Source organism: Kribbella alba (assembly GCF_039529635.1).
Taxonomy (GTDB): domain Bacteria; phylum Actinomycetota; class Actinomycetes; order Propionibacteriales; family Kribbellaceae; genus Kribbella; species Kribbella alba.
Genome location: NZ_BAAANE010000010.1, coordinates 242,082 through 266,994 on the forward strand (window position 1 = coordinate 242,082; position 24,913 = coordinate 266,994).

Annotated in this window: 26 protein-coding genes, 1 tRNA gene and 1 pseudogene; 13 read left to right on the forward strand and 15 right to left on the reverse strand. The window is 67.4% G+C overall.

Annotation, left to right across the window (positions count from 1 at the left end):
* The first annotated feature begins 452 nt into the window (after nucleotides 1–452).
* Nucleotides 453–647: a hypothetical protein gene (locus tag ABD210_RS28265; protein WP_344115478.1), complete on the forward strand. Its 195-nt coding sequence runs from the start codon at nucleotides 453–455 to the stop codon at nucleotides 645–647.
* On the opposite strand, the gene ABD210_RS28270 is transcribed toward ABD210_RS28265, so the two are convergent.
* Nucleotides 578–976 (reverse strand): hypothetical protein, encoded by a 399-nt coding sequence (locus ABD210_RS28270; RefSeq protein WP_344115480.1) that lies wholly within the window; start codon nucleotides 974–976, stop codon nucleotides 578–580. The genes ABD210_RS28265 and ABD210_RS28270 overlap by 70 nt on opposite strands.
* A gap of 118 nt (nucleotides 977–1,094) precedes the next feature.
* Here ABD210_RS28270 and ABD210_RS28275 point away from each other — a divergent pair, with 118 nt between their 5' ends.
* The gene (locus ABD210_RS28275; protein WP_344115482.1) at nucleotides 1,095–1,256 is read left to right on the forward strand and encodes a proline racemase family protein; all 162 of its coding nucleotides are present in this window, start codon (nucleotides 1,095–1,097) and stop codon (nucleotides 1,254–1,256) included.
* A gap of 88 nt (nucleotides 1,257–1,344) precedes the next feature.
* Entirely contained in the window at nucleotides 1,345–1,674 is a 330-nt protein-coding gene (locus ABD210_RS28280; protein WP_344115484.1) for a putative quinol monooxygenase, read from the forward strand.
* A 61-nt stretch (nucleotides 1,675–1,735) separates the two neighbouring features.
* Here the strand turns inward: ABD210_RS28280 and ABD210_RS28285 are convergent.
* Nucleotides 1,736–1,837: pseudogene (locus tag ABD210_RS28285) on the reverse strand (excalibur calcium-binding domain-containing protein); the annotation flags it as partial.
* A gap of 34 nt (nucleotides 1,838–1,871) precedes the next feature.
* Here ABD210_RS28285 and ABD210_RS28290 point away from each other — a divergent pair.
* The 4 genes from ABD210_RS28290 to ABD210_RS28305 all read left to right on the forward strand — a co-directional run bounded on the left by ABD210_RS28290 (nucleotide 1,872) and on the right by ABD210_RS28305 (nucleotide 4,262).
* Entirely contained in the window at nucleotides 1,872–2,027 is a 156-nt protein-coding gene (locus ABD210_RS28290; protein WP_344115609.1) for a hypothetical protein, read from the forward strand.
* A 569-nt stretch (nucleotides 2,028–2,596) separates the two neighbouring features.
* On the forward strand, nucleotides 2,597–3,163 hold the full coding sequence (locus ABD210_RS28295) for an HdeD family acid-resistance protein (protein ID WP_344115485.1): 567 nt from the start codon (nucleotides 2,597–2,599) through the stop codon (nucleotides 3,161–3,163).
* A 257-nt stretch (nucleotides 3,164–3,420) separates the two neighbouring features.
* A complete protein-coding gene (locus ABD210_RS28300; RefSeq protein WP_344115486.1) occupies nucleotides 3,421–3,915 on the forward strand; it encodes an AAA family ATPase in 495 nt (164 codons plus the stop codon).
* A 95-nt stretch (nucleotides 3,916–4,010) separates the two neighbouring features.
* The gene (locus tag ABD210_RS28305; protein WP_344115487.1) at nucleotides 4,011–4,262 is read left to right on the forward strand and encodes a hypothetical protein; all 252 of its coding nucleotides are present in this window, start codon (nucleotides 4,011–4,013) and stop codon (nucleotides 4,260–4,262) included.
* Nucleotides 4,263–4,673: 411 nt separating this feature from the next.
* Here the strand turns inward: ABD210_RS28305 and ABD210_RS28310 are convergent, their stop codons facing one another.
* A complete protein-coding gene (locus ABD210_RS28310; RefSeq protein WP_344115489.1) occupies nucleotides 4,674–6,662 on the reverse strand; it encodes a sensor histidine kinase in 1,989 nt (662 codons plus the stop codon).
* A gap of 162 nt (nucleotides 6,663–6,824) precedes the next feature.
* Entirely contained in the window at nucleotides 6,825–7,055 is a 231-nt protein-coding gene (locus ABD210_RS28315; protein WP_344115491.1) for a hypothetical protein, read from the reverse strand.
* 264 nt (nucleotides 7,056–7,319) lie between these two features.
* Between ABD210_RS28315 and ABD210_RS28320 the strand changes: the two genes are divergently transcribed.
* Nucleotides 7,320–8,441 carry an ATP-binding protein gene (locus tag ABD210_RS28320; protein WP_344115493.1) on the forward strand — a complete coding sequence of 374 codons (1,122 nt, stop codon included), beginning with the start codon at nucleotides 7,320–7,322 and terminating at the stop codon, nucleotides 8,439–8,441.
* 85 nt (nucleotides 8,442–8,526) lie between these two features.
* Here ABD210_RS28320 and ABD210_RS28325 read toward each other — a convergent pair whose 3' ends face one another.
* Complete coding sequence (locus tag ABD210_RS28325; protein ID WP_344115495.1) at nucleotides 8,527–9,192, reverse strand: Type 1 glutamine amidotransferase-like domain-containing protein; 666 nt, start codon at nucleotides 9,190–9,192, stop codon at nucleotides 8,527–8,529.
* Between the two features lie 611 nt (nucleotides 9,193–9,803).
* Here ABD210_RS28325 and ABD210_RS28330 point away from each other — a divergent pair.
* Entirely contained in the window at nucleotides 9,804–10,559 is a 756-nt protein-coding gene (locus ABD210_RS28330) for a site-specific integrase (RefSeq protein ID WP_344115497.1), read from the forward strand.
* Between the two features lie 38 nt (nucleotides 10,560–10,597).
* Here the strand turns inward: ABD210_RS28330 and ABD210_RS28335 are convergent.
* Nucleotides 10,598–10,674: transfer RNA gene (locus ABD210_RS28335), tRNA-Met, on the reverse strand.
* Between the two features lie 115 nt (nucleotides 10,675–10,789).
* On the opposite strand from ABD210_RS28335, the gene ABD210_RS28340 reads away from it, so the two are divergent.
* Nucleotides 10,790–11,755 carry a GNAT family N-acetyltransferase gene (locus tag ABD210_RS28340; protein WP_344115498.1) on the forward strand — a complete coding sequence of 322 codons (966 nt, stop codon included), beginning with the start codon at nucleotides 10,790–10,792 and terminating at the stop codon, nucleotides 11,753–11,755.
* A gap of 89 nt (nucleotides 11,756–11,844) precedes the next feature.
* On the opposite strand, the gene ABD210_RS28345 is transcribed toward ABD210_RS28340, so the two are convergent.
* From ABD210_RS28345 to ABD210_RS28370, 6 genes are all read right to left on the reverse strand, one after another.
* Complete coding sequence (locus ABD210_RS28345) at nucleotides 11,845–12,456, reverse strand: hypothetical protein (protein WP_344115500.1); 612 nt, start codon at nucleotides 12,454–12,456, stop codon at nucleotides 11,845–11,847.
* Between the two features lie 185 nt (nucleotides 12,457–12,641).
* Entirely contained in the window at nucleotides 12,642–15,632 is a 2,991-nt protein-coding gene (locus ABD210_RS28350) for a UPF0182 family membrane protein (protein WP_344115503.1), read from the reverse strand.
* Nucleotides 15,629–16,249: a PPA1309 family protein gene (locus ABD210_RS28355; protein WP_344115504.1), complete on the reverse strand. Its 621-nt coding sequence runs from the start codon at nucleotides 16,247–16,249 to the stop codon at nucleotides 15,629–15,631. The genes ABD210_RS28350 and ABD210_RS28355 overlap by 4 nt, the downstream gene beginning before the upstream one ends.
* Nucleotides 16,237–17,277: a YlbL family protein gene (locus ABD210_RS28360; protein ID WP_344115506.1), complete on the reverse strand. Its 1,041-nt coding sequence runs from the start codon at nucleotides 17,275–17,277 to the stop codon at nucleotides 16,237–16,239. The genes ABD210_RS28355 and ABD210_RS28360 overlap by 13 nt, the downstream gene beginning before the upstream one ends.
* Nucleotides 17,274–17,513 (reverse strand): hypothetical protein, encoded by a 240-nt coding sequence (locus ABD210_RS28365; RefSeq protein ID WP_344115508.1) that lies wholly within the window; start codon nucleotides 17,511–17,513, stop codon nucleotides 17,274–17,276. The genes ABD210_RS28360 and ABD210_RS28365 overlap by 4 nt, the downstream gene beginning before the upstream one ends.
* 31 nt (nucleotides 17,514–17,544) lie before the next feature.
* Complete coding sequence (locus ABD210_RS28370) at nucleotides 17,545–17,970, reverse strand: molybdenum cofactor biosynthesis protein MoaE (protein WP_344115510.1); 426 nt, start codon at nucleotides 17,968–17,970, stop codon at nucleotides 17,545–17,547.
* Between the two features lie 157 nt (nucleotides 17,971–18,127).
* Between ABD210_RS28370 and ABD210_RS28375 the strand changes: the two genes are divergently transcribed.
* From ABD210_RS28375 to ABD210_RS28385, 3 genes are all read left to right on the forward strand, one after another.
* Complete coding sequence (locus tag ABD210_RS28375) at nucleotides 18,128–19,447, forward strand: zinc-dependent metalloprotease (RefSeq protein ID WP_344115511.1); 1,320 nt, start codon at nucleotides 18,128–18,130, stop codon at nucleotides 19,445–19,447.
* A complete protein-coding gene (locus ABD210_RS28380; RefSeq protein ID WP_344115512.1) occupies nucleotides 19,444–19,986 on the forward strand; it encodes an NUDIX hydrolase in 543 nt (180 codons plus the stop codon). The genes ABD210_RS28375 and ABD210_RS28380 overlap by 4 nt, the downstream gene beginning before the upstream one ends.
* 85 nt (nucleotides 19,987–20,071) lie before the next feature.
* Nucleotides 20,072–20,869 (forward strand): ferritin-like domain-containing protein, encoded by a 798-nt coding sequence (locus ABD210_RS28385; RefSeq protein ID WP_344115513.1) that lies wholly within the window; start codon nucleotides 20,072–20,074, stop codon nucleotides 20,867–20,869.
* Nucleotides 20,870–21,081: 212 nt separating this feature from the next.
* Here the strand turns inward: ABD210_RS28385 and ABD210_RS28390 are convergent, their stop codons facing one another.
* The 3 genes from ABD210_RS28390 to ABD210_RS28400 form a co-directional block, all read right to left on the reverse strand.
* On the reverse strand, nucleotides 21,082–21,681 hold the full coding sequence (locus ABD210_RS28390) for a glycosyltransferase family protein (RefSeq protein WP_344115515.1): 600 nt from the start codon (nucleotides 21,679–21,681) through the stop codon (nucleotides 21,082–21,084).
* A gap of 58 nt (nucleotides 21,682–21,739) precedes the next feature.
* The gene (locus tag ABD210_RS28395) at nucleotides 21,740–23,527 is read right to left on the reverse strand and encodes a helix-turn-helix domain-containing protein (RefSeq protein WP_344115517.1); all 1,788 of its coding nucleotides are present in this window, start codon (nucleotides 23,525–23,527) and stop codon (nucleotides 21,740–21,742) included.
* A 78-nt stretch (nucleotides 23,528–23,605) separates the two neighbouring features.
* Nucleotides 23,606–24,910, reverse strand: a complete 1,305-nt coding sequence (locus ABD210_RS28400; RefSeq protein WP_344115519.1) for an MFS transporter — start codon at nucleotides 24,908–24,910, stop codon at nucleotides 23,606–23,608.
* Nucleotides 24,911–24,913: the final 3 nt, after the last annotated feature.

A 24,913-nucleotide genomic window follows, 5' to 3' on the forward strand; every position in this document is an offset into this window, starting at 1 on the left:
TGCGTCCGAAGAGGCGCGGGTCCAGCCCCACCATCATTCGGACGCAAAGAATCCCCGGGGGCCGGCCGTTGGGACTCCGTGCGTCCGAAGAGGCGCGGGTCCAGCCCCACCATCATTCGGACGCAAGGATTCCCCCGGCGGAGCGACCGTTGGGCGCAGGGGTTCGCTGAGCGGACACCCGTTCGGGGAATCGCGGAATGGTTCTGACCTGACCCCACCGACCGGTTACGTTCGAAATCCCCCCACGTGTGGAGGTCCCACTCCCCCCGGGACCCGCACGGGCGAGTGCCCCGATCATTGGTCGGGGCGCTCGTTTCTTCTCAGCTGTTCCTCAGAAGGTACCCCGCCGACCGCTCAGACCGCCGAGAAAAATCTCCCCGGCCCGTGTCTAAATCGCCGGACCTGATCCGACGTATCAGTGAAGGCACCTACTAGGCAGGGAGAAGATCGAGATGTCCGAGCACACCGCCACCCAGATGATCGTCACCATGCTGGCCGAGGGAAACCCCGTCTGGTACGTCGCCGCCATGGTCAACATGCGCAGCCACGACGTCTACATGATCGGCAGAGCCGCCGGCTACCCGGACAAGTTCAAACTGCGCCGGGCCGTCTGGGCCCAGCAGAACCGCTCCCGCGTCGCCGCCTGACCAAGCCGCTCCCGTTGCTGCCGACAACGATTCGGCAGCTTCCCGTCTGGTCCGACCACCAGCTGGATCGGCACCCGGCGCAGCGCCTCGAAGTCGACCGGCTGACCGAACTTCTCCTCGAACCCCTTCGTGCCGAGCCACCACGGCAGGCTGTCGTCCAGCTGCGTGATCCGCCCCGGCGCCGGGATCGAAGCCGCCGCGAGCCGGTCGGGATGCAGGTAGCGGAGCCGGTGGGTGAACTGGCCGCCGCCGGAGAATCCGTGCAGGTAGAACTGCTCCGACTCCACCGGGAACCGCTCGGCGACCTCGTCGACGATCGCGAGCAGCATCTGGTCGAACCGGATCCCCTCCGGTTACCTGTTCCGCGGGCGCGGTCTCGAAGGTTGCCATCCACAACGTCCCGTCGCACGTCGTGACGCGCGCACTCGAGGTGACCACCAGCCGCGGATGATCGGCACCACCTTCCTCGGCCGCGTCGTCGAGGAGGTCGTCGCCGAGGGCCGCCCAGCGGTCGTCACCGAGGTCGAAGGCAGCGCCTACCTCACCGGCACAGCAACCTTCACGTTCGGCCCCCGAGATCCCGTGGCCATGGGCTTCACTCTGCGCTGACCGGGGCTCGGTCTCGAATTGACACAACCGCACCCGGGCTCCGCCGATAGCATCGGCATACTCGTGTCTTCAGATCCTAGGAGCTCTCATGATCTTCATCACCGCAAAGTTCCAGGTGCTGCCCGAGCACGCCGACGCCTGGCCTGAGATCTCCGCCGACTTCACCGCGGCGACGCGCGGTGAGCCCGGCTGCTTGTGGTTCGACTGGTCCCGCTCCCTCGACGACCCGAACGAATACGTCCTGGTCGAGGCGTTCCGCGACGGCGAGGCCGGCGGCGAACACGTCCAGTCCGCCCACTTCAAGCAGGCTCAGCAGACGCTGCCGCCATACCTCGCCGCCACCCCGAAGATCGTCAACTTCGAGGTCGGTCAGAACGACTGGTCCGAGCTAGGCGAACTAGCCGTCACCGACCGATAACCTCCGGCTCCGGCTCACCCGCCGCAGCTCGTCAACTCGCGGCCGCCCTGCTGGTCGAATGTCAGGTCTCGCAGGCGATGCCGTCGCCGTCTCGATCGAGCTTGCGCGAATACCCGGGTTCCCCTCGATGGATCGGTGCAGCCCCGGCAGCCCGGACCGCCGCGCAGTTCGCGTAGTACGTCGTCGTCGGCTTCGTCGTGGTCGGCCTGGTCGTCGTCGGCCTGGTCGTGGTCGGCCTGGTCGTCGTTGGCCTGGTCGTCGGCTTCGGCCTGGTGCTGGTGACCCGAGTCGTCGGTTTGACGGTCGGCGGCTTCTTGGTTGCCTTGGTGGTCGGCTTCGTCGTCGGAGGTTGAGACAGCAGCCCCGCAGGTTTCGAGGTTTCGGCCGTCGGCGTGGCGCTTGATGCTTCAGCGGCCGGTTCTGTCGTCACCGTCGCCGTGACCGTGATCGGCGCGGACGCGTCGCGCGTGTTCGCAGTACTTCCGCATCCGGTCGCCACAACTATCGCGGCGAGCCCGGCACCGGCTACGAGCGCAGCACGATTTCTTCCCATGAATCCCCCCAACCCGCCCTCGGCCCCCCGGGGCGGGATAGTCGTCGCTCGGTCTTCTGGAATCCGAGCCCGCCATGCCTACCACTCGATCGCCACCGGCTGCGATGGCTCGGCGCGCAGACGAATACATGTTGTCGGTTTCGTTACCTGAGCGGCCGTCCGACGGGTTCGGGGGATGAGGGGTGCCGGCCCCGCCCCCGGAACCGGCACTCCTCAATTGCCTGTCATACCCGCCTGGCGCCACATCAGTCCCGCCTGTCCACATCTGCCCCGGAACTACCCATCTGGGCGTTGCCGAGGGCTCGGAATGCGAGAACGATGAGGGGAGAACCGCACATTCTGGTGCGTCCAGACCGAGGAGGTCGGGAGATGGAATGGGACTGGCTCAACACCGGCTGGAAGATGCTCGTCGTTCGTGGTGCGATCGCCATCGTCTTCGGAATTCTGGCCATCAGCTGGCCACGCTCGACAGCGATCGCGCTGGCCCTGCTGTGGGGGTTCTGGGCGTTGACGGACGGCGTCGGCTCGATCGTGCAGGCGTTTCAGCCCGAGTCGCGTGGCAGCAGGGTCTGGCTGGTGTTGATCGGTGTGATCGCGCTGATCGCGGCGTTCTTCGCGATCTTCAGCCCGGCCGTGACGGCGGTGACACTGACCTGGATCCTGGGCATCTGGCTCATCGTCCGAGGGGTGTTCGAGGCGGTCGGCGCCTTCAGCACCAACATGGCGACACCCCGTTGGCTGCTTCTGCTCAGCGCGGCGCTCTCGATCCTGCTGGGGGTCCTGTTCGTCGCCAATCCGGGCGCCGGAGCCGTCGGTATCGCCGTCTGGCTCGGGATCACCGCACTGGTCTGGGGCGCGGCGTTCGTCGCCATCGGCCTCGCCATCCGTCGTGAGCTGACCGGCCCGAGACACGCCGCCCGACCAGTCATGCCCTGAGCCCGTTCAGGCCTCCGGTACTACGACCGTGTTCTGAGCAGCCGCGAGCTGCCAGCTGCCGTCGTCCTTCGCCAGGAAGTACCGGCCCGCCGTGCTCGACAGGCAGTACGTCTGCCGTGGACCCCTCCCGGCGGACGTACTGCTGGTTCACGTTGACCACAGCGATGTCGCGTATGAGTCCCTTCATCCTGCTAGCTCAACCGGACTTGAGGTCAAATCAGTTGACTGCGGCAAGGACGACCAGGTCGGATCGACCCGTGACCAGGCTGGTGCTGATGTGCGGAACGTCCTTCTCAGGCAAGAGCACCGTCGCGCAAGCTATTGCGCCGGCACTGCAGGCCGTCATCGTCAGCTTGGACGAGATCAACGAGCGCCGCGGCCTGTGGGGTGGCGACGGAATCCCCGTGGAGGAATGGGTCCGCACCAACGCACTTGCCTCCAACGAAGTCCGTGCCCTCCTGGCCGCCAGGCGGAACGTGGTGCTGGACGACACGAGTTCGCTGCGTTTCCTCCGGGACGCCTGGCGAACTCTGGCGGACGAAGGCGGCGCGGAGTTCACCCTGGTCTACCTCGACGTGGACCATGAGACGATCCGCCGGCGCCGGGCTGACAATCGGATCAGCGCGGGCCGGCGGGACGTGGCGGACGTAGTACTGGATCAGCACCTCGCCGACTTCGAAACGCCCGAGCCGGGAGAGGCCGCAGTACGGGTGAAGTCGGCGACCGAGCTGCCTGCCTGGCTCAAGCCCTGAAGCACATGAGGATCTGGCCAACGACCTCGGTAGACAACTCTCGCTTGAAATAGTCAGAGACTCGTATCATATCTAGGCCCGAGCGGGTGGTTGCCATGAGCACGACAGTGCAGGTGTTGGCCGTCATTGTGGGGGTGATCCTGACGGCAGTCTGGGCGATGGAGATCTTCTTCTACCGGCATCCGCGGCTCTACTTCAGGTTTCTGATCAAGCGAGTCAGCATCGCGTACTTCAACCTCACGACAGCAGCCGCACTCTTCATCGGCGCCTACCTGCTCAGCACCAGCCACAGCGAGGCCGGCCAGGCACTCATCCTCTTCACCGCCTGCCAGCGATCGAGTGGCTGATCGCGGCCGGGCCGCCGTGGGGTTTCGAATACACCGATCCCCTCGTGGTCGATGCGCCGGGACTGCCCCCGGGTTCCCTACCTCCGGCGACCGCGCCAGCGGGTAGAAGTTCCGATGCCGGCCAGGTGCAGCGCGATGCATAGCAGCCCAGCCATCAGCAGAGTCTGTGGCGTGAACGCATCACTCACCGAGGCGTTAGCCCAATCCAAGATGAGCGCCAACCCAAAGATCACAGCGGCAATGATCGCGAACATCAACTTCTCCGATCGAAGGACGGAACCGGACAACCTGGTACCCACCTCCCAACCGCGACGTGAACTCCGGCGCCGCTGCGGGAGCTGAACGGCACGGTCGTGGCGGTCTATCAAAGGTTCACGACGCTGACCGATCCCGAAGGCAACGAACTCTGCGTCACGGCCCACTGAGGCTTGCCGTCTCAGCCCGCTCGATCGGAAGTGATGCCATGATCACCGTGCCGTGGCCGATCGGGCTGATCACGTCGATCGAACCGCCGAGAGCCTCGACCCTGTCGCGCAACCCGAGCAGACCCGATCCACCCTGCGGTTCTGCCCCGCCGATCCCGTCGTCGAAGACGCGCAGCCGCAGTGTGTCGGCTCGCTCCATGAGGGAGACCTCCGCACGAGATGCGCCGGCGTGCTTGCTCGTATTGGTGAGCGCCTCGGAAACGATGAAGTACGTCGCCACCTCCAACGGCGCTGGATAGCGCGACTCGGTCTCGACCTGCAACTGCACGGGGACAGCTGAGCGCCGGGCCAGCGTCCGCAGCGCCGGGCCGAGACCGCCTTCGGCCAGGATCGGTGGGTGCAGGCCACGCGAAATCTCGCGCAGTTCGTCCAGCAACTCGGTGAGATCCTGGGCGGCCCGACCGAAGCCGGCCCTGAGCGCCGGCAGCTCAGCGGGCACGGTGTCCCGGGCAAGACGGAGCTCGAGCGCCAGCGATACCAGCCGTTGTTGTGCTCCGTCGTGCAGGTCCCGCTCCACCTGCCGCCGCATCTCATCTCCGGCAGCGACCACCCGGGCGCGGGACGCCGTCAGCTGTGCGCGGCTCTCCGCGTTCGCGATCGCGGTGGCGGCGATCTCGGTGAACTCGACCATGCGCTGCTCGGTCGCCGGGCCGAAGGGCCCCTGCCGCGAAGCGACACTGATGCCGCCCCAGCAGCGGCCCTCGACGATGATCGGGCTGGCAACCGCAGACTGGACGCCCCACTCGCGGAGGAACTCGGGGAGGCGCTGGAGCAGCGCGTCGTCCACGTCGTACCGTGCGGACTCGCCAGTCGCTTGTACTGACGCGATAGCCGAGGGCGACTCCAGCATCAGGCGCGCGCCGACGCGCATCTCCTCATCGCTCAAGCCGCGGCGCCCCATCAGCGTCGCCGTCCCATCGGACTCGAAGCGGAAGATCCCCGTGATATCGGCACCGGTCAGCTCAGCGAGCTCCTTGGCCACCGCAGTGAACACACGATCGGGCACGGCCCCGCCGGCGACGAGTGTCGCCACGCGCCGCAGGGCGGCCTGCTCGTCGAGCATGCGGCGAAGCTCCGCGCGCGATTCAGCGTTTTCGACGGCGGTGGCGACGAGCTCGGTGAAGCTCGCCATCTGCAACTCCGTGTTCGCCGGGAACGGAGTATCACTTTTCGTCGAGGCGGCGATCACGCCCCACAGGCGACCGGCCACGACGATGGGGCAACCTACCGACGCGCGGATACCCAGGGCACGCGCTTCCTGGGCGATCCCGCCCGTGGCGCCGGCGAAACTCTCGAGCCGGACAGGGCCGCCGGTTCGCCGGACATCGCGGGCGATACTCAACCCGCCGAGGTCGAGTTGCGTTCCGACGACCAGCTGGCCGAGTCCCCGGCTCCAGGCGGCGACGCCCGTCACGGTCCCGTCGTCGTCATAGCGCTCCATCCGGGCGAGATCTGCACCGGAGAGCCGGCCGACCTCCCGCGTAACGGCCTCGAACACCGCCGATGGCGGGACCGACTGCGCGACCAGTGTCGCGACCCGCCGCAACGCCGACTGCTCCTGCGTCAGGCGCGCCGACTCCACCGCCGAGCGCCGGGACCGGGCCGCGAGCTCGGCCACGACCACCGCCGTCACCAAGAACACTCCCAGCGCCACTACGTTCCGGGAGTCGGCAACCAGGGCCGAAGTATCCGGGGGCAGAAGAAAGGCAAAGACCGCGATACTGACGGCTGACGTGATCGCCGCCAAACGCGCTCCCCACAGGACGGCAACCGGCAAGACAGCGAGAAGGTAGAGGACCAACAGGCTCAGCACGGGGACATGTGGTTTGAGCAGCATGACGACGCCGGTCACTGCAGCAACCATCGCCACACTGGCGAGCAGCCTGCCCGACCAACGTGCGATGGGCGCGCTCACCCGGCTCCGCACCATCTCATCGCTTCTCTCGCCCGTACGCCGTGCGACTCCGCTGCCGCCGGCGTTGCCCGGACCACTGAAACTACGTCGATTCTGCCACCCGCCTGCCCCGACGGGATCCAGGAGAGCGACGCGACCGCGACGAGGCCAGGCTCTCTTCGGCTACTGAGTGGGGGGAGGCTCAGGACTCGGTTCGACAGCGACGCTATCCCTGAGGCCAGCGACCAGCGCCATCGCGGAAAGCTCGATCTCCTTGAGCTCTGCGTACAGCTTCTGGACCTCGTCCTTGCCCCAGACTGGCGAACTGATCCGGTGGTGGGTGATGGCCGTGACCATGAGGAATCGCGCCTGCGCAGGATTCACAGCGCCGTCCAGCCAGTCTGCACGCTCCATGTTGACCCTGCCTCCTGCCGATTCGCCCACGATCGGAGTGGGCTTCAGTCCCTTCATCCTGACTGGAAACCGCGCGCCGCTCACTCCCGCCAGCGGCCGACCTGGAGTGGGGTGAGCGGGAAGCCGGCATACCTGCTAGGAGGTAGAGGACCCTCCGCCACGGCAGGCGACCACTCCTGTCGCCGGTGTCGAGCCAGCCGTCGACGACGGCTTTGCCCAGGAGATCCTTGTGTCGGGCCAAGCCTGGCTTCGTATGGTTGGGGAATGCGAAGTGTCCTCGTCGGACGCGACCGGGAGCTAGCTGCGCTCGTCGGCTATCTGGATGACGTGCAGCAGGAGCGTCCCAGCATCGTGCTGTGCCGGGGCGAGCCGGGGATAGGCAAGACCAGACTTGCCGAGGAGCTGACAGTTGTGGCCGGCGACCGCGACATACCGGCGCTGTGGGGTGTCGCGGTCGAGTCCGAGGGAGCGCCGCCGTACTGGCCGTGGCGTCAGCTGCTCCGTGGAGCGGTGGAGCTGGTCGGCATCGCGGAGGTCAACGAGGACCTCGCGCGCTTGGCACCCGACGTGTTCGGTGGGCCGCAGCCGACACTGGAGGCCACGGCGTCGGCTGAAGACCGCTTTCGCCTGTTCGACGCCGTCGCGCGACTGTTCCGCGAGATCACCGCACGGAGCCCACTCGTCCTTGTCCTCGACGACGCGCACTGGGCCGATCGTCCCTCGCTCCTGCTGCTGCAGCACCTCGCGCGAACCGTGCGCGACGAACGGGTGCTCATCATGGTGAACCACCGCGACACCGAGCACGAGCACGCCGCGTACTTCGCCGACCTCGTTCGAGAGCCGATCACACGACAGCTCGACCTCACCGGCTTGACCGAGCAAGGCGTGGCGATGCACCTCGCATCAGTGGTGGGACACGATGTCACCCCCGGCGATGCGCAGCAGGTGCATCTCCTCACCAGGGGCAACCCGTTCTTCGTCGGCGAGGTGGGGCGCGTGCTCCCCGCGGGCAAGGTCGCCGGAGGGCTCGCCCCGGTGACTGCCAATGTGCGCGAAGCCATCCGGAGCCGCTTGAGTCGTTTGTCGCCGGGCGCCGTGACCCTGATCCACGCCGCGTCGATCGTGGGCCGCGAGTTCTCGACCACTGTCGTCGCGCAGATGGTCGGCGCCACGTCGATGAGTTGCCTGTCGTCCCTCGACGAGGCCACAGCCGCGGGTCTGGTCGAAACCGGGTCGATTCCCGGTGGCCACAATGCGAAAAAGCGCAGGTCAGACGGCAGATGGCAAAGCGAAGGCCCAGACCTGGTGGTCTGGGCCTTCTTCCGTAGCGGGGGCGGACGCTCGGGGCTGATCGTCCGGCATCGCCGCGCGCCCAATGCGGCATGAGCGGTCAGGCTATGCCGTCGGTCGGCGGCTTGACCCAGCACGACGCACAGGAGGGTCCCTGGGACACTCCGCTAGCAGTCGGCGGCTAGGCGGGGAAGGCCTTCCAGTGCCCTTCGGAGATGACCTCGACCGTGCCGTCGGTCACCTTGATGGCGGTCTGGTCGTCGATGGCGTAGGCCGGACCTGCGATGTCGGCGGCCCATCTCTCCGCATCGACCATGCTGTTCCCCGGCATCTGCTCGTGGTCCAGATGCGGGAAAATCGAGAAGTCGACGACCCCGAGCGTGCGGTCGTCCAGCGCAGAAGGCCAGTTGACGAAGTCGTCACCGATCCGCGGTGTCATCACCATGCTGCCGGCACTCAGACCTACCCAGACCGTCTCGGGCAGCGACGAGATGACCTCCGACAGCCCTGACTCCCGCATCCAGTGGCACAGGTACGACGCGTCGCCACCGTCCACCAACAACACGTCGGCCTCTCGGACCCACGGCACCCACCGCTCCTCGCCGATGCTGGGCAGCGCGGTGAGCTCGAGGACGCCCACGGATTCCCAGCCCAGGCTGGACATGAGCCGCGGAGGCTCGCCGGCGACGAAGCCCCGCACAGAGACAGGCCCGAGCATCGGGTGGCCCCACTGCGCCGTGGGGATAAGGAGCGCACGGGACTCGGAGATCGGCTTGCCCAGCAGCTCGACCAGCGCATCGCGGATGCTCTCGTTCGTGATGCCTCCGGATGTGAGAAGGAGCTTCACAACGCCTCCCGAGTTGAGTGCGACGGATTCCTGTGACATAGGCACCGCGGACGCGTCATCGCCTGACTCCTTGTGTTGCCCTGTGGCGCCCTCGACTGGCCACCATTCACCTGTTCCACGAACACTACGTTCCGGATCCGACAACCCCTGCCAGGAGATTCGGTGGACCTCCGAATGCGCGCACCGTCCACGAGACCTCGCCATCCCGAGAGATTGCGGCAGCGTGCGGGACGAATCTCGACGCCGCCCGCGAAGCGGTTCGGCGCTCCAAGCGGGGCAGAGCCCCCGGCCGACTATTCGCCCGGCCTGAGTGTGAAGTCAGTCAGAAATATCCACGTGGTCGTACAACTACCTTTGAAGGATGCCGTCAGGTGGAAACTACTTCCATTCAAACCCCGCGCCATCCGCAGTTATCCCCCGCGTACGCGGCAAGCGCGCCGCCAAACCCAAGCACGAGATTTGGTCGCCTGAACAACTAGAACTACAGCCGGAGCTTGTGATGTTGCGGGGACGGGCCCGGACTGCGCAGCGGTCACGAAGCGGCGACCTTGAACACCACACAGGGACCGCGGACACGAAATAACGTGTTCAAGGTCCCGACTACCTGTCCCATGTCCCCACTCTTGGCCGAGGCCGCACCCACCCTCCGCGGCCCCCTGCCGAAAGGCATCATCACGACTACGGCTGTCGTACTAGGGGCCTTCCTCCGGATCGCACTAGAGGATCGCTATTCGGGCATGTGCGTGCTCGCAGCAACGACCGGGATGCGCCGCTCCGAGCTGGCCGGGGTCGAGCGGCACATGGTCGATCTGGACAGCGGTGTTCTAGATATCGGCGACACACGCGTAGTAGTCGGCGGCAAAGCACAGGCATCAGACGGCAAATCGGAAGCTGGCCGGCGGGGCATCTCCCTCGACACCTTCGCGGTCATCATCCTCAGGAAGCACATCGACCGCATCAACGAGGAGCGCGAAGCGCACGGCAAGAGCTACCCGAACACCGACTACCTGATGGTCGGCCCCGAAGGCCGCCCCCTCCGGCACACCTACGCCACGATCGCTCAGGACGCCGGACACAACATCAAGACGCTCAGTGAGCGGATCGGCCACGCTGACGTGACCGTCACGGGACAGATCCATACCCACAAGTGGCGGGGTACGGACCGAGCGATGGCACAGGCGATCGGCGAACCGATCGAACTCGCCACGACCGGCACGACCCACGAACAACCGAGTTGGGTACGGATCTGGGTACGGATCGCAGAAAGCTGGCCGACGACCCGGCCGACAAGCCGACCCTCACCGAGCCCAGGCCGTCACGCTAGGGAATCTCGGACGAGACAAACCCGCAGGTCAAAGCCCACATAGCAAGGCGAAGGCCCGGACCGTATAGTCCGGGCCTTCTGTGGTAGCGGGGGCAGGATTTGAACCTGCGACCTCTGGGTTATGAGCCCAGCGAGCTACCGAGCTGCTCCACCCCGCGTCGTTGTGTCTTTAGTTTAGGGGATCCGGGGCGTGCAACCAAATCGAGTATCGGCGTGCCTCCGACCTGGGAAAATCCGTGGGCGGGTCGACGGGGACAGCGGTACCGTCCGGGTATGTCTGGACTGAACATTCGGCCGTTCGAGGCGGCTGATCTGCGCGCTGCGGCAGGGTTGCTCGCGGAGAGGCAGGCGCGGCACCGCAGCAGGCATCCGTTGCTGCCGGCGGAGTACGAGGATCCGGAGATCGCTCTGGTGGAGGTCGCTGCGGCTTGGGAGACCGAGGGGGCATCCGGGTCCGTGCTGGTTGAGGGCGACGAGCTCACCGGATACTTGCTGGGGGCCCCGAAACCGTCGGCGGTGTGGGGATCGAATGTCTGGGTGGAGCGCGCCGGGCATGCGGTTCGTGAACCAGAGAAGGTCCGCGACCTCTTCGGTGCCGCCGCGGTGAGGTGGGTGGAGGATGGTCGTACTGCGTTCTACGCGTTGGTGCCGGACGATGCAGAGCTGATCGACGCGTGGTTCCGGCTCGGGTTCGGATCCCAGCATGCGCACGCGGTTCGTCCGGTGCCCAGTACGCCGCTATTGGGGCGCCCGGGCCTGACCGTACGACGAGCTGGGCGCGGCGACATCGCAGTACTGGCTGAGCTTGATCTGGTGTTACCGCAGCATCAGGGGTTGTCGCCGGTGCTCTCGGCCGGGGAGGTACCGACGCTGGAAGAGGCGCTGGCGGATTGGGAAGAGTCGATCGATGACAGGGACTACGCGACGTTCGTTGCCGAGTACAACGGCCGGGTGATCGGTTCGTCGGTCGGATGCTCGATCGAGAAGTCCAGCGCACACGGCGGTCTGGCCAAGCCGGACAACGCGGGCTTCCTTGCCTACGCGGCCGTGTTCCCCGATGCCAGGGGGATCGGCGCCGGGCGGGCGCTCGGGGAAGCCGTGCTGAACTGGGCCGCCGAAGTCGGCTACGACTCCGTCGTGACGGACTGGCGGGTCACCAACCTGCTGTCGTCGCGGACCTGGCCGCGACTCGGGTTCGTCCAGACTTTCCACCGGCTGCATCGGCTGATCGGGCACTGAGCTGATCGAACGATCAGTAAACGAGACATCACAGTGCGCTCCTGACCACCACGGGGCCCGGGCGATGCCGGCCGCGGGCCCCGAGTGGGTCAGGCGGATTCGTCCGGGTGGAAGCCTTCCGCGGTCTTGAGCAGGTCGTTCTCGGAGAAGCGGGACCGGTCGATCGAGACCTCGGCGGCGACTCCCGGGGAGATGAAGTAGAACACCTGGCCCTCGGCGAGATAGCCGTCGTACTGGCCGATCTGCGCCGGGGTGAGCTGCCACTCGTCCGGATCCTTCTCGTGGTACTCCGTGAGGAAGTCGCGCAGCTCGGCGAGATCCGTCAGCTTGTCGCCGCGGATCGTCTTCACCGTAAGGTCGACCACGGTCGCACCTTCCGGATCGGGGCCGGTCTCCCAGACCCTGCTGTGGAAGACGATGTCCTCCCACTCGTACTCGAAGTCGCTCGGCGAACCGATGCCGCCGGGAAGGTGGTCGATGACGAAGCCGTCCATGATGCACGCCCTTTGCTGGGTCGACGGGGGAAGCGGGTGGTGATGGGACGAGGAGTCCGGATCCAGCCCTACGGCCGAGGCCGGCGTTGCCAGCAGCAGCATGCCGACTGCGACAAGACCGATCGCGCCGGCGCTCACGATACGGCGAGTCACCGACCCGGCATGCGACCGAAACAGCCGGAACCGCAACAGCTTGGAGAGGGACATGACAGCCTCCTGAGGCGGATCAGGCGCCTGCCCTGCTGCAGGCGTCTTTCCTTGCCAGAGAAGTTGCACCGGTTCTGAGGGTTCCCGGGCGGTGATTCCAAACTTGTGGATGACCTGCCCAGGTGACGCCACGAAAACGGGCGGCGACGCCGAGGTGAGTCGGTGTCGCCGCCCGGATCAGTCGATCATCCCGTCGGGGAGCTGGGTGGGCTCGTGGGTGGACTGGATGGCGGTGGTGAGGAAGGGCTTCCGCTCGGCGTTGGTGTCGGCGTCGGCGTCGGCGGTGTCACCACGGCGCCGGCCTGCACCGCGCGGTCGATCGCGGCCTTCATCTTGTTGACCTGCGCCTGGTAGCCGGCCAGATCACCCTTCTTCAGAGCAGCCTGCGCGGCGTCGTAGGCGGTCTGCGCCTCGGTGAGCGCCTGCTTGATCGTTTGGTTCGCCGGTGGATTGTTCGGTTTGGGGGCGTTGGGATCGACCTCGCCCGTGCTCACCGACGTGTTGAAGACCTTCGTCAGGGCTTCTTGCAGGCTGGCGCCGAAGGCGACCCGGTCACCGAAACCCGCAAGGACGTACCGGAGGACCGGATAACTACCCTGCCCGCTGGTCCGGACCGAGTAGACCGGCTGGACGTAGAGCAGACCACCACCTAGCGGCAACGTCAGCAGGTTGCCGAACTGGGCTCTAGCGCCGCTGCTGGGTTGGTTGATCGGCAGCAGTGCGGTTCGGATCGCATCGTCGGTCTGGAACTTGTTGGCGACTTGTCCAGGACCAGGTATCTGCACGTTGCCGGGCAATCGGAGTATCCGGAACTGCCCGTAGTCCGGCGACGAGGCTTCGGAGTCAACGGCCATGAAGGCGGTGAGGTTCTCGCGCTCCGCGTTCGGCACGTAGACGGAGGTCAACGAGAACTTCGGGTCCGCCTGGTCCGGCATCCGCAGCGACAGGTAGAACGGCGGCTGGTTGATGACGGAGGAATCAGCTGCGGACGCACCCTGGGTCGGGTCGGCCGGCACGCGCCACAGGTCGCTGTTCTGGTACCAGGTGGTCGAATCCGTCACGTGGTACTTCGCGAGAATGTCGCGCTGCACCTTGAACATGTCCTCGGGGTACCGCAGGTGAGACATCAGCGACGGCGAGATCGCCGAGCGCGGCTGGACCGTGCCCGGGAAGGCCTTCATCCAGGTCTTCAGGATCGGGTCCTTGTCGTCCCACGCGTACAGGCTGACGGACCCGTCGTAGGCGTTGACGACCGCCTTGACCGAGTTGCGGATGTAGTTGATCTGCTCGCTCGGCTGCTGCGCGATCGTGCCCCGGCCGGTGGTGGTGTCCCTGGTGCTGTCGTCCAGCGCCACCTTCTCGGAGTACGGGTAGTTCGCCGTGGTGGTGTAGCCGTCGACGATCCAGACGACCTGACCGTCGACGACGGCCGGGTAGGGGTCACCGTCGGGAGTCAGCCAGGGCGCGGCCTTCTCGACCCGGTCCCGCGGGCTCCGGTCGTAGAGGATCTTCGAGTCCGGGTTCACCCGGCTGGACAGCAGGATGTTGGCGTCGCGGAACTTGGTGGCGTAGAGCAACCGGTTGAAGAAGGAACCGACCGGGACGCCGCCCTTGCCGGTGTACGTGTTCAGCGTCGGGTCGCCGCCGTTCTTGCCCTCCGGGGTGTCGAGCTCGACCGCGGATCCGCCCTTGGGGCCACCGACGATCGAGTAGTCCGGGGACTGCTCGCCGAAGTAGATCCGCGGCTCGTAGTCGCCGAGCTGACCGACCGGCGGCAGGTCCTTCTCGGACCACACCGGCGTCCCGTCCCGGTTGCTCTGGTTGCCGTTGGCGGAGACCACGCCGTAACCGTGCGTGTAGACGGTGTGGTCGTTGTTCCAGTTGCGCTGGCCGGCCGGCAGCCGGTCGACCTGCACCTCGCGGACGGCCACGACGGTGTCCTGGGTCTGGTTGCCGATCTTGTAGCGGTCGACGTCCAGGTCGCTCGGGAAGGAGTAGAAGCCCCGCACCTGCTGCAACTGCTCGAAGGTCGGTCCGACCACGGTCGGGTCGATCAGCCGGATACCGGGCAGCACCTCGGCATCGGCCGCCAACTGGCTCGCGTTCGCCGTCGTCTTCGCCTCGTAGTTGATCACCTTGGTGTTGTCCAGGCCGTACGCCTGGCGGGTCGCCTGGATGTTCTTGGTGATGTACGACGCTTCCTTTACCGGCTCGCTCGGGCGGACCCGCAGCTGCTGGAGCGCAGCCGGCCACAAAGCACCGAGCAGGATGGCCGACAGGATCAGCACCACCGTGCCGACGCCCGGCAGCAGCCAGGTCTTCCGTACGACGTTCGCGAAGAACAACACGGCACAGAGCACAGCGATGACCGCGAGGATCTCCTTGCTGGGCAGCACTGCGTGGTCGCCCGTATAGGAGATGCCGGTGAAGAGGCGGCTGTCGGAGGTTGTCAGCCCGAACCGGTCAAGCCAGTAGCTGAAGGCCTTCAGGAGAACCAGCAGACCCAGCAGGATGGAGAACTGCACCTGCGCCGAGCCGGAGGCCTTCTGGCCCTTCGCGGACGGGCGGAACCCGCCGTACAGGTAGTGCGTGATGATCGCGGCGACCAGCGACAGGAGCACGATCGAGTAGCCGAAGCCGAGCAGCACCCGCATCCACGGGTAGTCGAAGACGAAGAACGAGATGTCCTTGTTGAAGTGCTTGTCGGTGACACCGAACGGGGTCCGGTTGCGCCAGGCGAGGAAGACCTTCCACTCCCCCGACGCGGCCGAGCCGCCGAACACGAGCATCAGGGCGCCCAGCACGCCCACGGCGATCTTGCCGCGCTGCTGGAGCAACTCGCCGTACCGCTCGAAGCCGGGGCTCGGAGACGGCGCGAGGGCGACCCGTGGGCGGGTCCGGAACGCGATGATCACGTTCGCGACCACCGCGGCGGCCATCAGCAGGCCGACCACCAGGAACAGCAGAACCCGGGTGCCCAGCACGGTACTGAAAACCGAACCGAAATCAACCGACCGGTACCAGAGCCGGTTCGTCCACAGGTCGGTGAAGACGCTGAACAGGATCAGCAGCACGATCAGCGTCGCGATGGTAGGCAGCAGCGCCCGTGGACGCTGACCCGGCGTTCGCCGCGACCGGCGCGGCTCCTCCGGCATGTCGTAGACGCCGTCGCTCATGCTCGCTTCTCCTCGTCGTCACTGCTGCCGTCGACCCCAGTACCCTCGACCGGACCGGTCGAGGGCTCGAATGTCAATGACAGTACTTCGCACAGCGTGGGGACCAAGTCCGTTCCCGTGAGCACTGCGCTGTCCTCGTCGTGGGTGCGCAACCGGACCGCCCCGAACCGGTCGCCCTCGCGCAGTACGGCGGCCACCATCCGGACCTCGTGGCGACGCGGATCGCTGCCTGCCAGGCGGGCCAGTTCGGCGTCCGACTCCGCGTCGGAAAGGCCGGCCTCGACCGAAGCCGGCAGCACGATCCGCTCCACGGCCAGGGCACAACCGCTGACCCCCTCGGGCCACTCGATCCGTGCCAGCGCGTCAGCCAGGTGCTCGTCGTCCATCCCGCCGGGCAGTTCGCCCTGCGCGACCGGCGTGAGCGGCTGGGAGGCGTCGTCGGCACCGAGCTCGGCAGCCAGCTGTGGTTCGGCGCGGAGCAACTCCTCGGTCGGAACCAGCGCGAACAACTGCGCGGGCTGGTCCCAGCCCGCGCTGCTGACGTGCCTCTCGATCTCGATCACCGCGCGGCTGAGCGCGTCGGCAGGCGAGCTTGTATCAGGTCCTAGGGAGTACATGCCGGGACTTCTCCAGTTCCACTGGCCAGTGCCTTCAGTGCGCCGATCGCCTCGTGCAGGGTGGTGATCTTCACCAGTCGGATGTCCTTGACCCCGGAATGCAGCGCGGCCGCACAGTTCGGTGCCGGCACCAGGAACACGGTGGCTCCGGCGTCCTTGGCTCCGGCGATCTTCTGCTGGATGCCACCGATCGCGCCGACCTGGCCGACCGCGTCGATGGTTCCGGTGCCGGCGACGTGCTTCCCCGCGAGCAACGGGCCGGGTGTCAACTTGTCGTAGATGGCGAGTGCGAACGCGGTACCGGCGCTCGGGCCGCCGATGTCCTGGCCGAGATTGACGCTCACCTTCACCCGCGAGTCAACGCCGATGGCGATGCCGACCATCGGCCGGGAGGCGTCGTCAGGGGCCGCGGCGGCCTTCACCACAACGGTCTGCTGGGCACCGCCGCGGCGGATCAGGAAGGTGACGTTGTCGCCGACCTTGTTCTTGCGGACCAGCTCGCCGACCTGCTGCACCTGGGTCGCGGGCTGGCCGTCGATCTTCAGTATGACGTCGCCCGGCTTCAGGTGGCCGTCGGCGGGACTGCCCTTCGACACCGTCGAGACCTTCGGGTTGTACGGCACCTTCGCCTCTTCCAGCGCGGCGGCGACGGCGCTGTCCTGCGAGCTGGTCATCTCCGCGGTGTTCTGCTGCTCGACCTGGGCGGCGCTCTGGTCGGGCGGGTAGATGATGTCGCGCGGGAAGAGGTCGTGGGTCGGGTCGAACCAGTTCCGCATCGCCTGCGGCAGGGTCAGGTCACGGTTCGGCGAGGTGACCGAGACCGTGGTCAGGTCGAGCTCCCCCGAGGTCGGGAAGGTCTCGTGCCCGGTGATCTCGATCACCGGCTTGTCCTTCGTCGCCGCGCCGAGGGTGTCCTTCACCGGACCCGGGCTGAAGGAGACGAACGGCACCGGGAAGGCGGTGACGAGTCCGAGCGAGATGACGAGCACGATGATCGAGGTGACCAGCGTGGCGGTGCGACGTGTCACGAACCCTGCCCTGCGATCTTGAACTTGTGGATGAGGCCGCGCAGTCCTCCGCGCGGCTCAGGAGTGGAGCGGGGACCGGGAGCGGCCATCGCCTCGTTGAAGCGGCGGAAGTCCTCCACCGACGCGAAGGCGCCACCGGACCGGCGTGGACCACGGCTCCGCCCGCGCCAAGCCGCCCAGCACATCGCCAGGACGGTGGCGACCAGCGGGAACGCCAGCCACACCAGAACCTTCATCCGGCCACCTTCATGCGGCCCAGCGTACGGGTCAACAAGCACCGACCCACTCGCTCGCACCGTCGGTGAAGTGCTGGTGTTTCCAAATCGGAACCTCCGCCTTGAGATCGTCGATCAACCGGCGGCAGGCGGCGAAGGCCACGTCGCGGTGCGCGGCGGCCACGGCGACGATCACCGCGGCGTCCCCCACCACCAGCGGGCCGGTGCGGTGCACGGCCGCCAGAGCGGTCACGGCCGGGTCCTCGCAGACCCGTTCGGCGACCTGGCGCAGGTGCCGGAGCGCGTCCGGGTGGGCCTCATAGCGCAACTCGTCGACCGGCCGGTCGTGGTCGTGGTTGCGCACGGTGCCGATGAAAAGCGCGGTCCCGCCGGCCGCGGGGTCGGTGATCGCTGCCAGCACCTCGTCGGTGGACAGCGCGGCCTCACGGATGTCCAGCAACCTGATCGCCTCGGTCATGACCATTCCTCATGTTCTGCTGCGGGCGGAGTCACAGGGTGAGAAACCGTTCGCCCTGTGTTTCCGGCGGGCTGAGTTCGTTCGCCCATGGAGGAACGGTACGGGGTAACCAGTACGTTGGAGTTGTACGCCCCACTGCACAGGAAGGCCCACTCCGATGAGCGACGAGCCGGACAACCCGTTCAAGGGAACTCCGTTCGAGGCCATGTTCCAGCAGTTCTCCGGTGCGGCCGGCGCGGGCGGCGCCCCCGACCTCAACGCGATCTTCGCGCAGGTCCAGCAGCTGCTCAGCGGTTCGACCGACGGCAAGCCGGTGAACTGGGACCTGGCCAAGGACATCGCCCGCAAGACCGTCGCCGCGGCCGGCGACCGGTCCGTCACGCCGACCGACAGCGACCGTGTCGCCGACGCCGTCCGCCTCGCCGAGCACTGGCTGGACCCGGCGACCACGCTGCCCGAGGCTTCCACCACGTCCGCGGCCTGGAGCCGGGCGGAGTGGGTGGAAAACACCCTCCCGGTCTGGCAGACGCTCGTCAATCCGGTCGCCGAGCACGTCGCCGGCGCGATGGGCGGCGCGCTGCCCGCAGAGGCTCAGCAGCTCGCCGGGCCGATGGCAGGCATGCTCCGCCAGCTCGGTGGTTCCATTTTCGGCGCCCAGGTGGGCCAGGGACTCGGCGAGCTGGCAGGTGAGGTCGTGAGCTCTTCCGACATCGGTCTGCCACTCGGCCCCGCCGGGCAGGCGGTGCTGATCCCGGACAACGTCGCCAAGTTCGCCGAGGGCCTCGGTCTCACCGACGAGGACGTCCGGCTCTACCTCGCCCTGCGCGAGTGCGCTCACCAGCGGCTGTTCGCCGGCGTGCCCTGGCTGCGGCAGCACCTGTTCGCCGCCGTTGCCGACTACGCCGCAGGTATAGAGGTCGACACCGGCAAGATCGAGCGCGCGATGGCCGACGTGGACATGCAGAACCCCGAGGCGATGCAGGCAGCCCTTGCGGACGGGCTCTTCGAGCCGGAGGACTCCGAGCAGCAGAAGGCCGCCCTCGTCCGGCTGGAGACCGCGCTCGCGCTCGTGGAGGGCTGGGTCGACGACGTTGTCCGCGAGGCGACGAAGGACCGGATGCCCGCCGCGGTCCAACTAGCAGAGACCGTACGCCGCCGGCGCGCCGCTGGTGGTCCCGCCGAGCAGACGTTCGCCACGCTCGTCGGGCTCCAGTTGCGGCCACGTCGCCTGAGGGACGCCGCGAACCTGTGGGCCGCAGTACGGGACGCGCGGGGTGTGGACGGACGCGACGAGTTGTGGTCACACCCCGATCTGTTGCCGAGCGCCACTGATCTGGACGACCCGATCGGCTTCGCCCAGCACGCCGGCGAGCTCGCGGACATCGACATCACCGACTTCTTGCCGGCCGATGACAGCGAGGCCGACGAGACCCCGAAAGATGACCAGGGCAACGAAGAAGGCACCACCGACAAGTGACGCTGCACTCCGACGCCACTGCCACGCTGACCAACTGGAATCCGCCGGACGCTGTGCAGGCGGAGCTCCGCGAGCATTACCTCGATTACCTCGCGGCGCACGAGGACGGGATGTGGCGGAGCAGCCGGCCGGAGCATCTGACCGCTAGTGCCCTGGTCCTGGATCCGTCCGGGACCAGGGTGCTGCTGACTCTGCACAAGGTTGTGAACCGCTGGCTGCAGCTCGGCGGGCACTGTGAGATCGGTGACACCACTCTGGCGGGAGCGGCTCTGCGCGAGGCGACCGAGGAGTCCGGGCTGACGGACCTGCAGATCGCCCCGAGCCCACTGCAACTGTCGCGGCACGAGTTGCTCGCGGGCGGCTGCCGGGGCGCGTTCCACCTGGACGTTCAGTTCCTGGTGACGGCGGCGGGCACGGACTACGTCGTGAGCGACGAGTCGCACGACCTGGCGTGGTTCGGGATCGACGCGCTGCCCAGCGGCGTGGACCGAACCGTGGAGGACCTGGTGCACAGGGCTTACCAGCAGGTCATTCGATAGCGGACTGTCGGTGCTTGGCCGTACCCTCGATCTCACTCGTCGGATCGCGACCCATCCGGTCGCCCTAGTGTGCCGAAGGATCTCCGTGAGCTTCGACATCGATCAGTACGCCCAGACTTCCAGCCGAATCCGCTGGGACGATCTCGACCTGACCTCGTTCGAGACCCAGCCTCTGTCCGAGGACGCCCTGCGGTGCCTCAGCTACATGAGCGATGTCGAGACGCACACGGTCTGCTACCTGCGCGATCTGCTCGTTACCCCGTCGCACGCCGACCCCGAGGTCACCGTCTTCCTGACGATGTGGAACCTCGAGGAGTACTGGCACGGCGAGGTGCTGGACGAGATCCTCGAACGGCACGGCGTCCCGACCGGTCCTGACCGCACCAAGGCGGTCCGGAGCCGGCTGGGCTGGAAGGACCGGCTCGCCCCGATCCGCCAGTCGCTGCTGGCCAACATCATCGGCGAGGACTTCATCGCCACCCACATGGCCTGGGGTGCGATCAACGAGTGGTGCGCGCACTCGGCGTACACGCGGCTGATCGGGTCCGAGAACCACCCGGTGCTGACGGAGATCCTGAAGCGGATCGCCAAGCAGGAGACGCGGCACGTCGCGTTCTACAACAGCCAGGCCCGCGACCGGCTGGAGCGCAGCCGGAAGGCACAACGGATCGCCCGGTTCGCGCTGAACAAGGCGTGGGGCATCGTCGGTTCGACGATCATGCCGGCGCCCGAGGTGAAGCACATGCTCAACTACCTGTACGGCGGCGAGGAGGGTCTGGCCGAGGTGCGCCGGATCGACGCGAAGATCGACGCGCTGCCGGGCCAGCACGGCCTGCACCTGGTGGAGAAGGAACTGATCAAGTACGGCATCATCGCTGCCTGATCGCGGCCGGGGTGTGCGGACCGATCCCTGAAGTTCGGTCCGCACACGTCCGCACGCGGCCCCGGGCCGTCGTCGCTCCCCCACCTCCCTGGCTGCTGCCGGTCTCACCGCCCCTGAACGGCACCGACAGGCCAGTCGCGACGACGGCCTCCGTGGACACCCCCGAGGTCCCACTGCCAGATGAAACGAGCCGAACCGGAGAAGGTGACGGCTCAGGCACCGCGAAGTATCGAGCGGGTCGCATCCCAGCCCTCCAGGCCGGGATCCAGTCGCGCAAGGTCACCGCCTGATCGCAATCTGTGCCAGCCAGGACCAACCGCCACCGCATGCCGCCGAGGCTTCGTCCGCTCCAACTCGGCCAGTCCCGTGTCGAAGCCCAGGTCCACCGACACCCAGGGCGCGACGGGGACGTTGACGCCGATGGCTACCAGGGAGCCGTCTTCGGACGGGCAGACGGCGATGTCGGCGGAGGACAGAGCGCGGAAGAGCTTGCCGATCAGGAGACCCGGGAGATCGGGCGCGTCGTGGCTGACCGCTACGACCGCGGCTGCCGGGCCCGCCTTCGCGACCGCGTCGAGGACGGAGCCCGCGGCGTAGACCGGCGTGCCTGGGTAGGTCAGTGCGGCGATCCCAGGCAGGGCCGACTGGTCACCGCCGATCACGGCCACGGCGACCTCCACACGGTCCAACGACGCCAGCACCTCATACGTGTCCTCGGCAAGAGCCAGACGCCAGGCATCCATCGACCGTCCGGGTGGAGCCCACGTCCCCTCCGCCGGAACAACCAGTACTACGACTCGCCGATCCTCCATGCGGGAACACTAGGCCTCGGGGGCCAGCAGGCCGAGCTTGAGGGCCGCGAACGCCCGTTCAGCCCCTGAGGGCCTTTAGCAGTCGGAGAGCGACCTGTACGTCGAGAGCGCGCTCCGGCAGCTGCCAGTTATCGCCAAGCAGGGCAGTGATTCGGTCCAGCCGCTGCTGCACGGTGTTCGGATGGATGTGCAGCGCAGTGGCCGCTCTTGTCGGGCTCTGGCCTGCCGAGAAGTACGCCTCCAGGGTCCCGATCAGGTCCGTGCCTCGCTGGGTGTCGTAGCTGACGACAGCACCGAGCACGTGATCGATGTGAGCCTGAATGTCGACCTCACCGGCACCCACCAGCCCAGCTACACCTAGATCATCCGGTGTGGCTGACTGCCCCGACCGCCCGAGTCGAAGCATGGTTGTGACCAGCCGCGCCGCTTGCTGATGCGCCTCGACCAGCGCTTGGCCCCAACTGGCGGGACCAGTAGCTGCGATCGTCACGCCCGTACGCCGGGCTACCTCCGCCAGTTCGCGTGACACCTTGGGCGCGTCCGACCCAGCAACCAGCAGCACGAGGTCCCCGGCGTACGGGCCTGCAAGGGCGAGCTTGTCCTGCAGCGGCGCACTGAGGCGAGCCAGTACTCCGGAGTGGTCGCCCCGGCAGACGGCGACCACCACCTGCTTGGGGAGCTCCTTCTGGCGGCCAAGCAGGCGGAAACGGTCGGCCAGTGCTCTGGGGTCGGTTGTTCCGCTCAGGACGTCGGCGAGGACGTCTGCCTGCGCGCGTCGGGATTGCTCGGCTGCCTGCCGGCGGAAGAGGAGGACCAGCGCGGTGACCACTGCGGCGCGTTCCACGATGCGCTGGTCCGCGCCGGACAGTTCGCCGACGCCACCGATGACCAGAGCGCCGAGTCGTTCGCCTTTTGCCGTCGCGGCGACGACCCAGCAGTCGCCGATCCGCGTCAGCCGGCCGGACTCCGGTGACTGTGCCCAGGGCACCGGAGGGTGGTCGGCCTCTCCGGCCGCTGCCAATTCGTTGCCCGTGGCATCGACCAGGACGACCCAGACCCCGAGCAGCTCGGCGAGTGCGGCAGCGATGGCGTCGACGTCTCCACCGGACAAGACGATCTCGGCGAATCGGTCGTGGGCTGCCGCGGCATGTTCGACCCCGGCGTGCGCCTCGGACAACTGATCGAGCGCGGCCGCTGTTTCGGCCGCCGCCCGCACCTGCACGATCGTCACGGCAGCCAGAGCGGCAAGGGATCCCAGCAGCGAGACCTCCTCGCGGCTGAACGGTCTGCGGGTCCGGTTGGAGGCGAACAGGACTCCGACGAAGGCGCCGTCGACGATGAGCGGAGTACCGCAGATCGCGACCAGTCCCTCCTCCCCGACCGCGCTGTCGATCGGCGAGGTGTGCCGGAACCGCCGGTCGCCCGGATAGTCGGCCGTCCAGTACGGCTTGTGCGTCTCGGCGACCAGCCCACCGAGACCGGCTCCGAGGGGAAGGCGCAGCTGCTGAAAGGCGGCCGAGACGGACCCGTCTGTTGCCCGCATGAACGTGTCACCCTGCGCGGCGTCGTACAGGGTGAGGTACGCGACGTCGGTGCCGATGAGGGTCCGGGCCCGGTGCACGATCGTGTCCAGGACGCCACCGGGATCGCGGGCGGAGGCGAGTTCGCGGGCCACGTCGACCAGGGCGGACAGCTCGGCCTCGCGCTTCTTGCTCGCGTCCATCCCGGCCCGGATCCGCAATGCCAGCTCCCGTGCCACCGGGTCCGACCTCGCGGCCCGGGACAGCTCGTTGCCCGGCGCATCCTCCGCCAGCAACCGCAGCAGTTCCTCCATCTCCGCGATCATGCCACCCCCACCAGTTGCGTCCGAAGAACCGGGGGTCCCGCCCCGCGGTTCTTCGGACGCAGGGTCTTGAGTGCTGGGTCAGACGGTGGCGAGGTCGCGCCGGCCGGTCTCGCCGTACGAGGTGACGGCGATGATCGAGATCACCGCGCAGACCGCGACGTACACGGCGATCGCGAAGCCCGAGTCGTACGCCTTCAGCAGGGCGACCGCGATGAACGGAGCCAGGCCGCCGGCGACGACCGAGGCGAGCTGGTAGCCGACCGAGACGCCGGAGTAGCGGACCCGGGTGCCGAACAGCTCGGTGAAGAAGGATGCCTGTGGCCCGTACATCGCGCCGTGCAGGACCAGGCCGACGGTGACCGCCAGGGCGGCCAGGGCGAAGTTCTTCGTGTCCACCAGGGCGACGAAGACGAAGGCCCAGACCCCGACGCCGACCGCGCCGAACAGATAGACGGGTTTGCGCCCGATCCGGTCGGACAAGGCGCCCCACAACGGGATCGCGCAGAAGTGGATCGCGGCGCCGATCAGTACTGCGTTGAGCGCGAACGACTTGCCCAGGCCCAGGTGCTCCTTGGCGTAGGTCGCGATCACGATCGTGAAGATGTAGTAGCTGACGTTCTCCGCCATCCGGGCGCCCATCGCGGTCAGCACTTCCCTCGGGTACTTGGTGATCACCTCGATGAACGGGAGCTTGTCCGTCGGCTCCTGCTTGGCCCGGGCCTGCTTGAACAACGGCGACTCCTCGATCCGCAGCCGGACCCAGAGCCCGACGAGCACCAGCACGGCCGACAGCAAGAACGGGATCCGCCAGCCCCACCTGTTGAAGTCCGCGTCACTCTGGAACGCGGCCAGCCCAGCCAGTACGCCGTTGGCGATCAGCTGGCCCGCGGGTGCTCCCGCCTGCGGCCAGGACGACCAGAATCCGCGCCGCTTGGGATCACCATGCTCCGACACGATCAGTACTGCGCCACCCCACTCGCCGCCGAGCGCGAATCCCTGGATGAGCCGCAGAACGGTCAGCAGGACGGGCGCGAGTGCACCGACCTGGGCATAGGTCGGCAGCAACCCGATGGCGAAGGTTGCCAGCCCCATCATCAGCAGGGACAGCACCAGCAGGTTCTTGCGGCCGAGGCGATCACCGAAGTGGCCGAACACCACGCCGCCGATCGGCCGGGCGAAGAACCCGACGGCGAAGGTGGCGAAGCTCAGCAGGGTGCCGGTGAGCTGCTCTCCCTTGGGGAAGAAGAGATCGCCGAACACGACGGACGCGGCGACGCCGTACAGGAAGAAGTCGTACCACTCGACGGTGGTGCCGATCAGGCTGGCACCGACGACCCTCGCGATCGGGGTCTTCGTCCGGACGGGTTGTGTTGAGGTGGACATTCT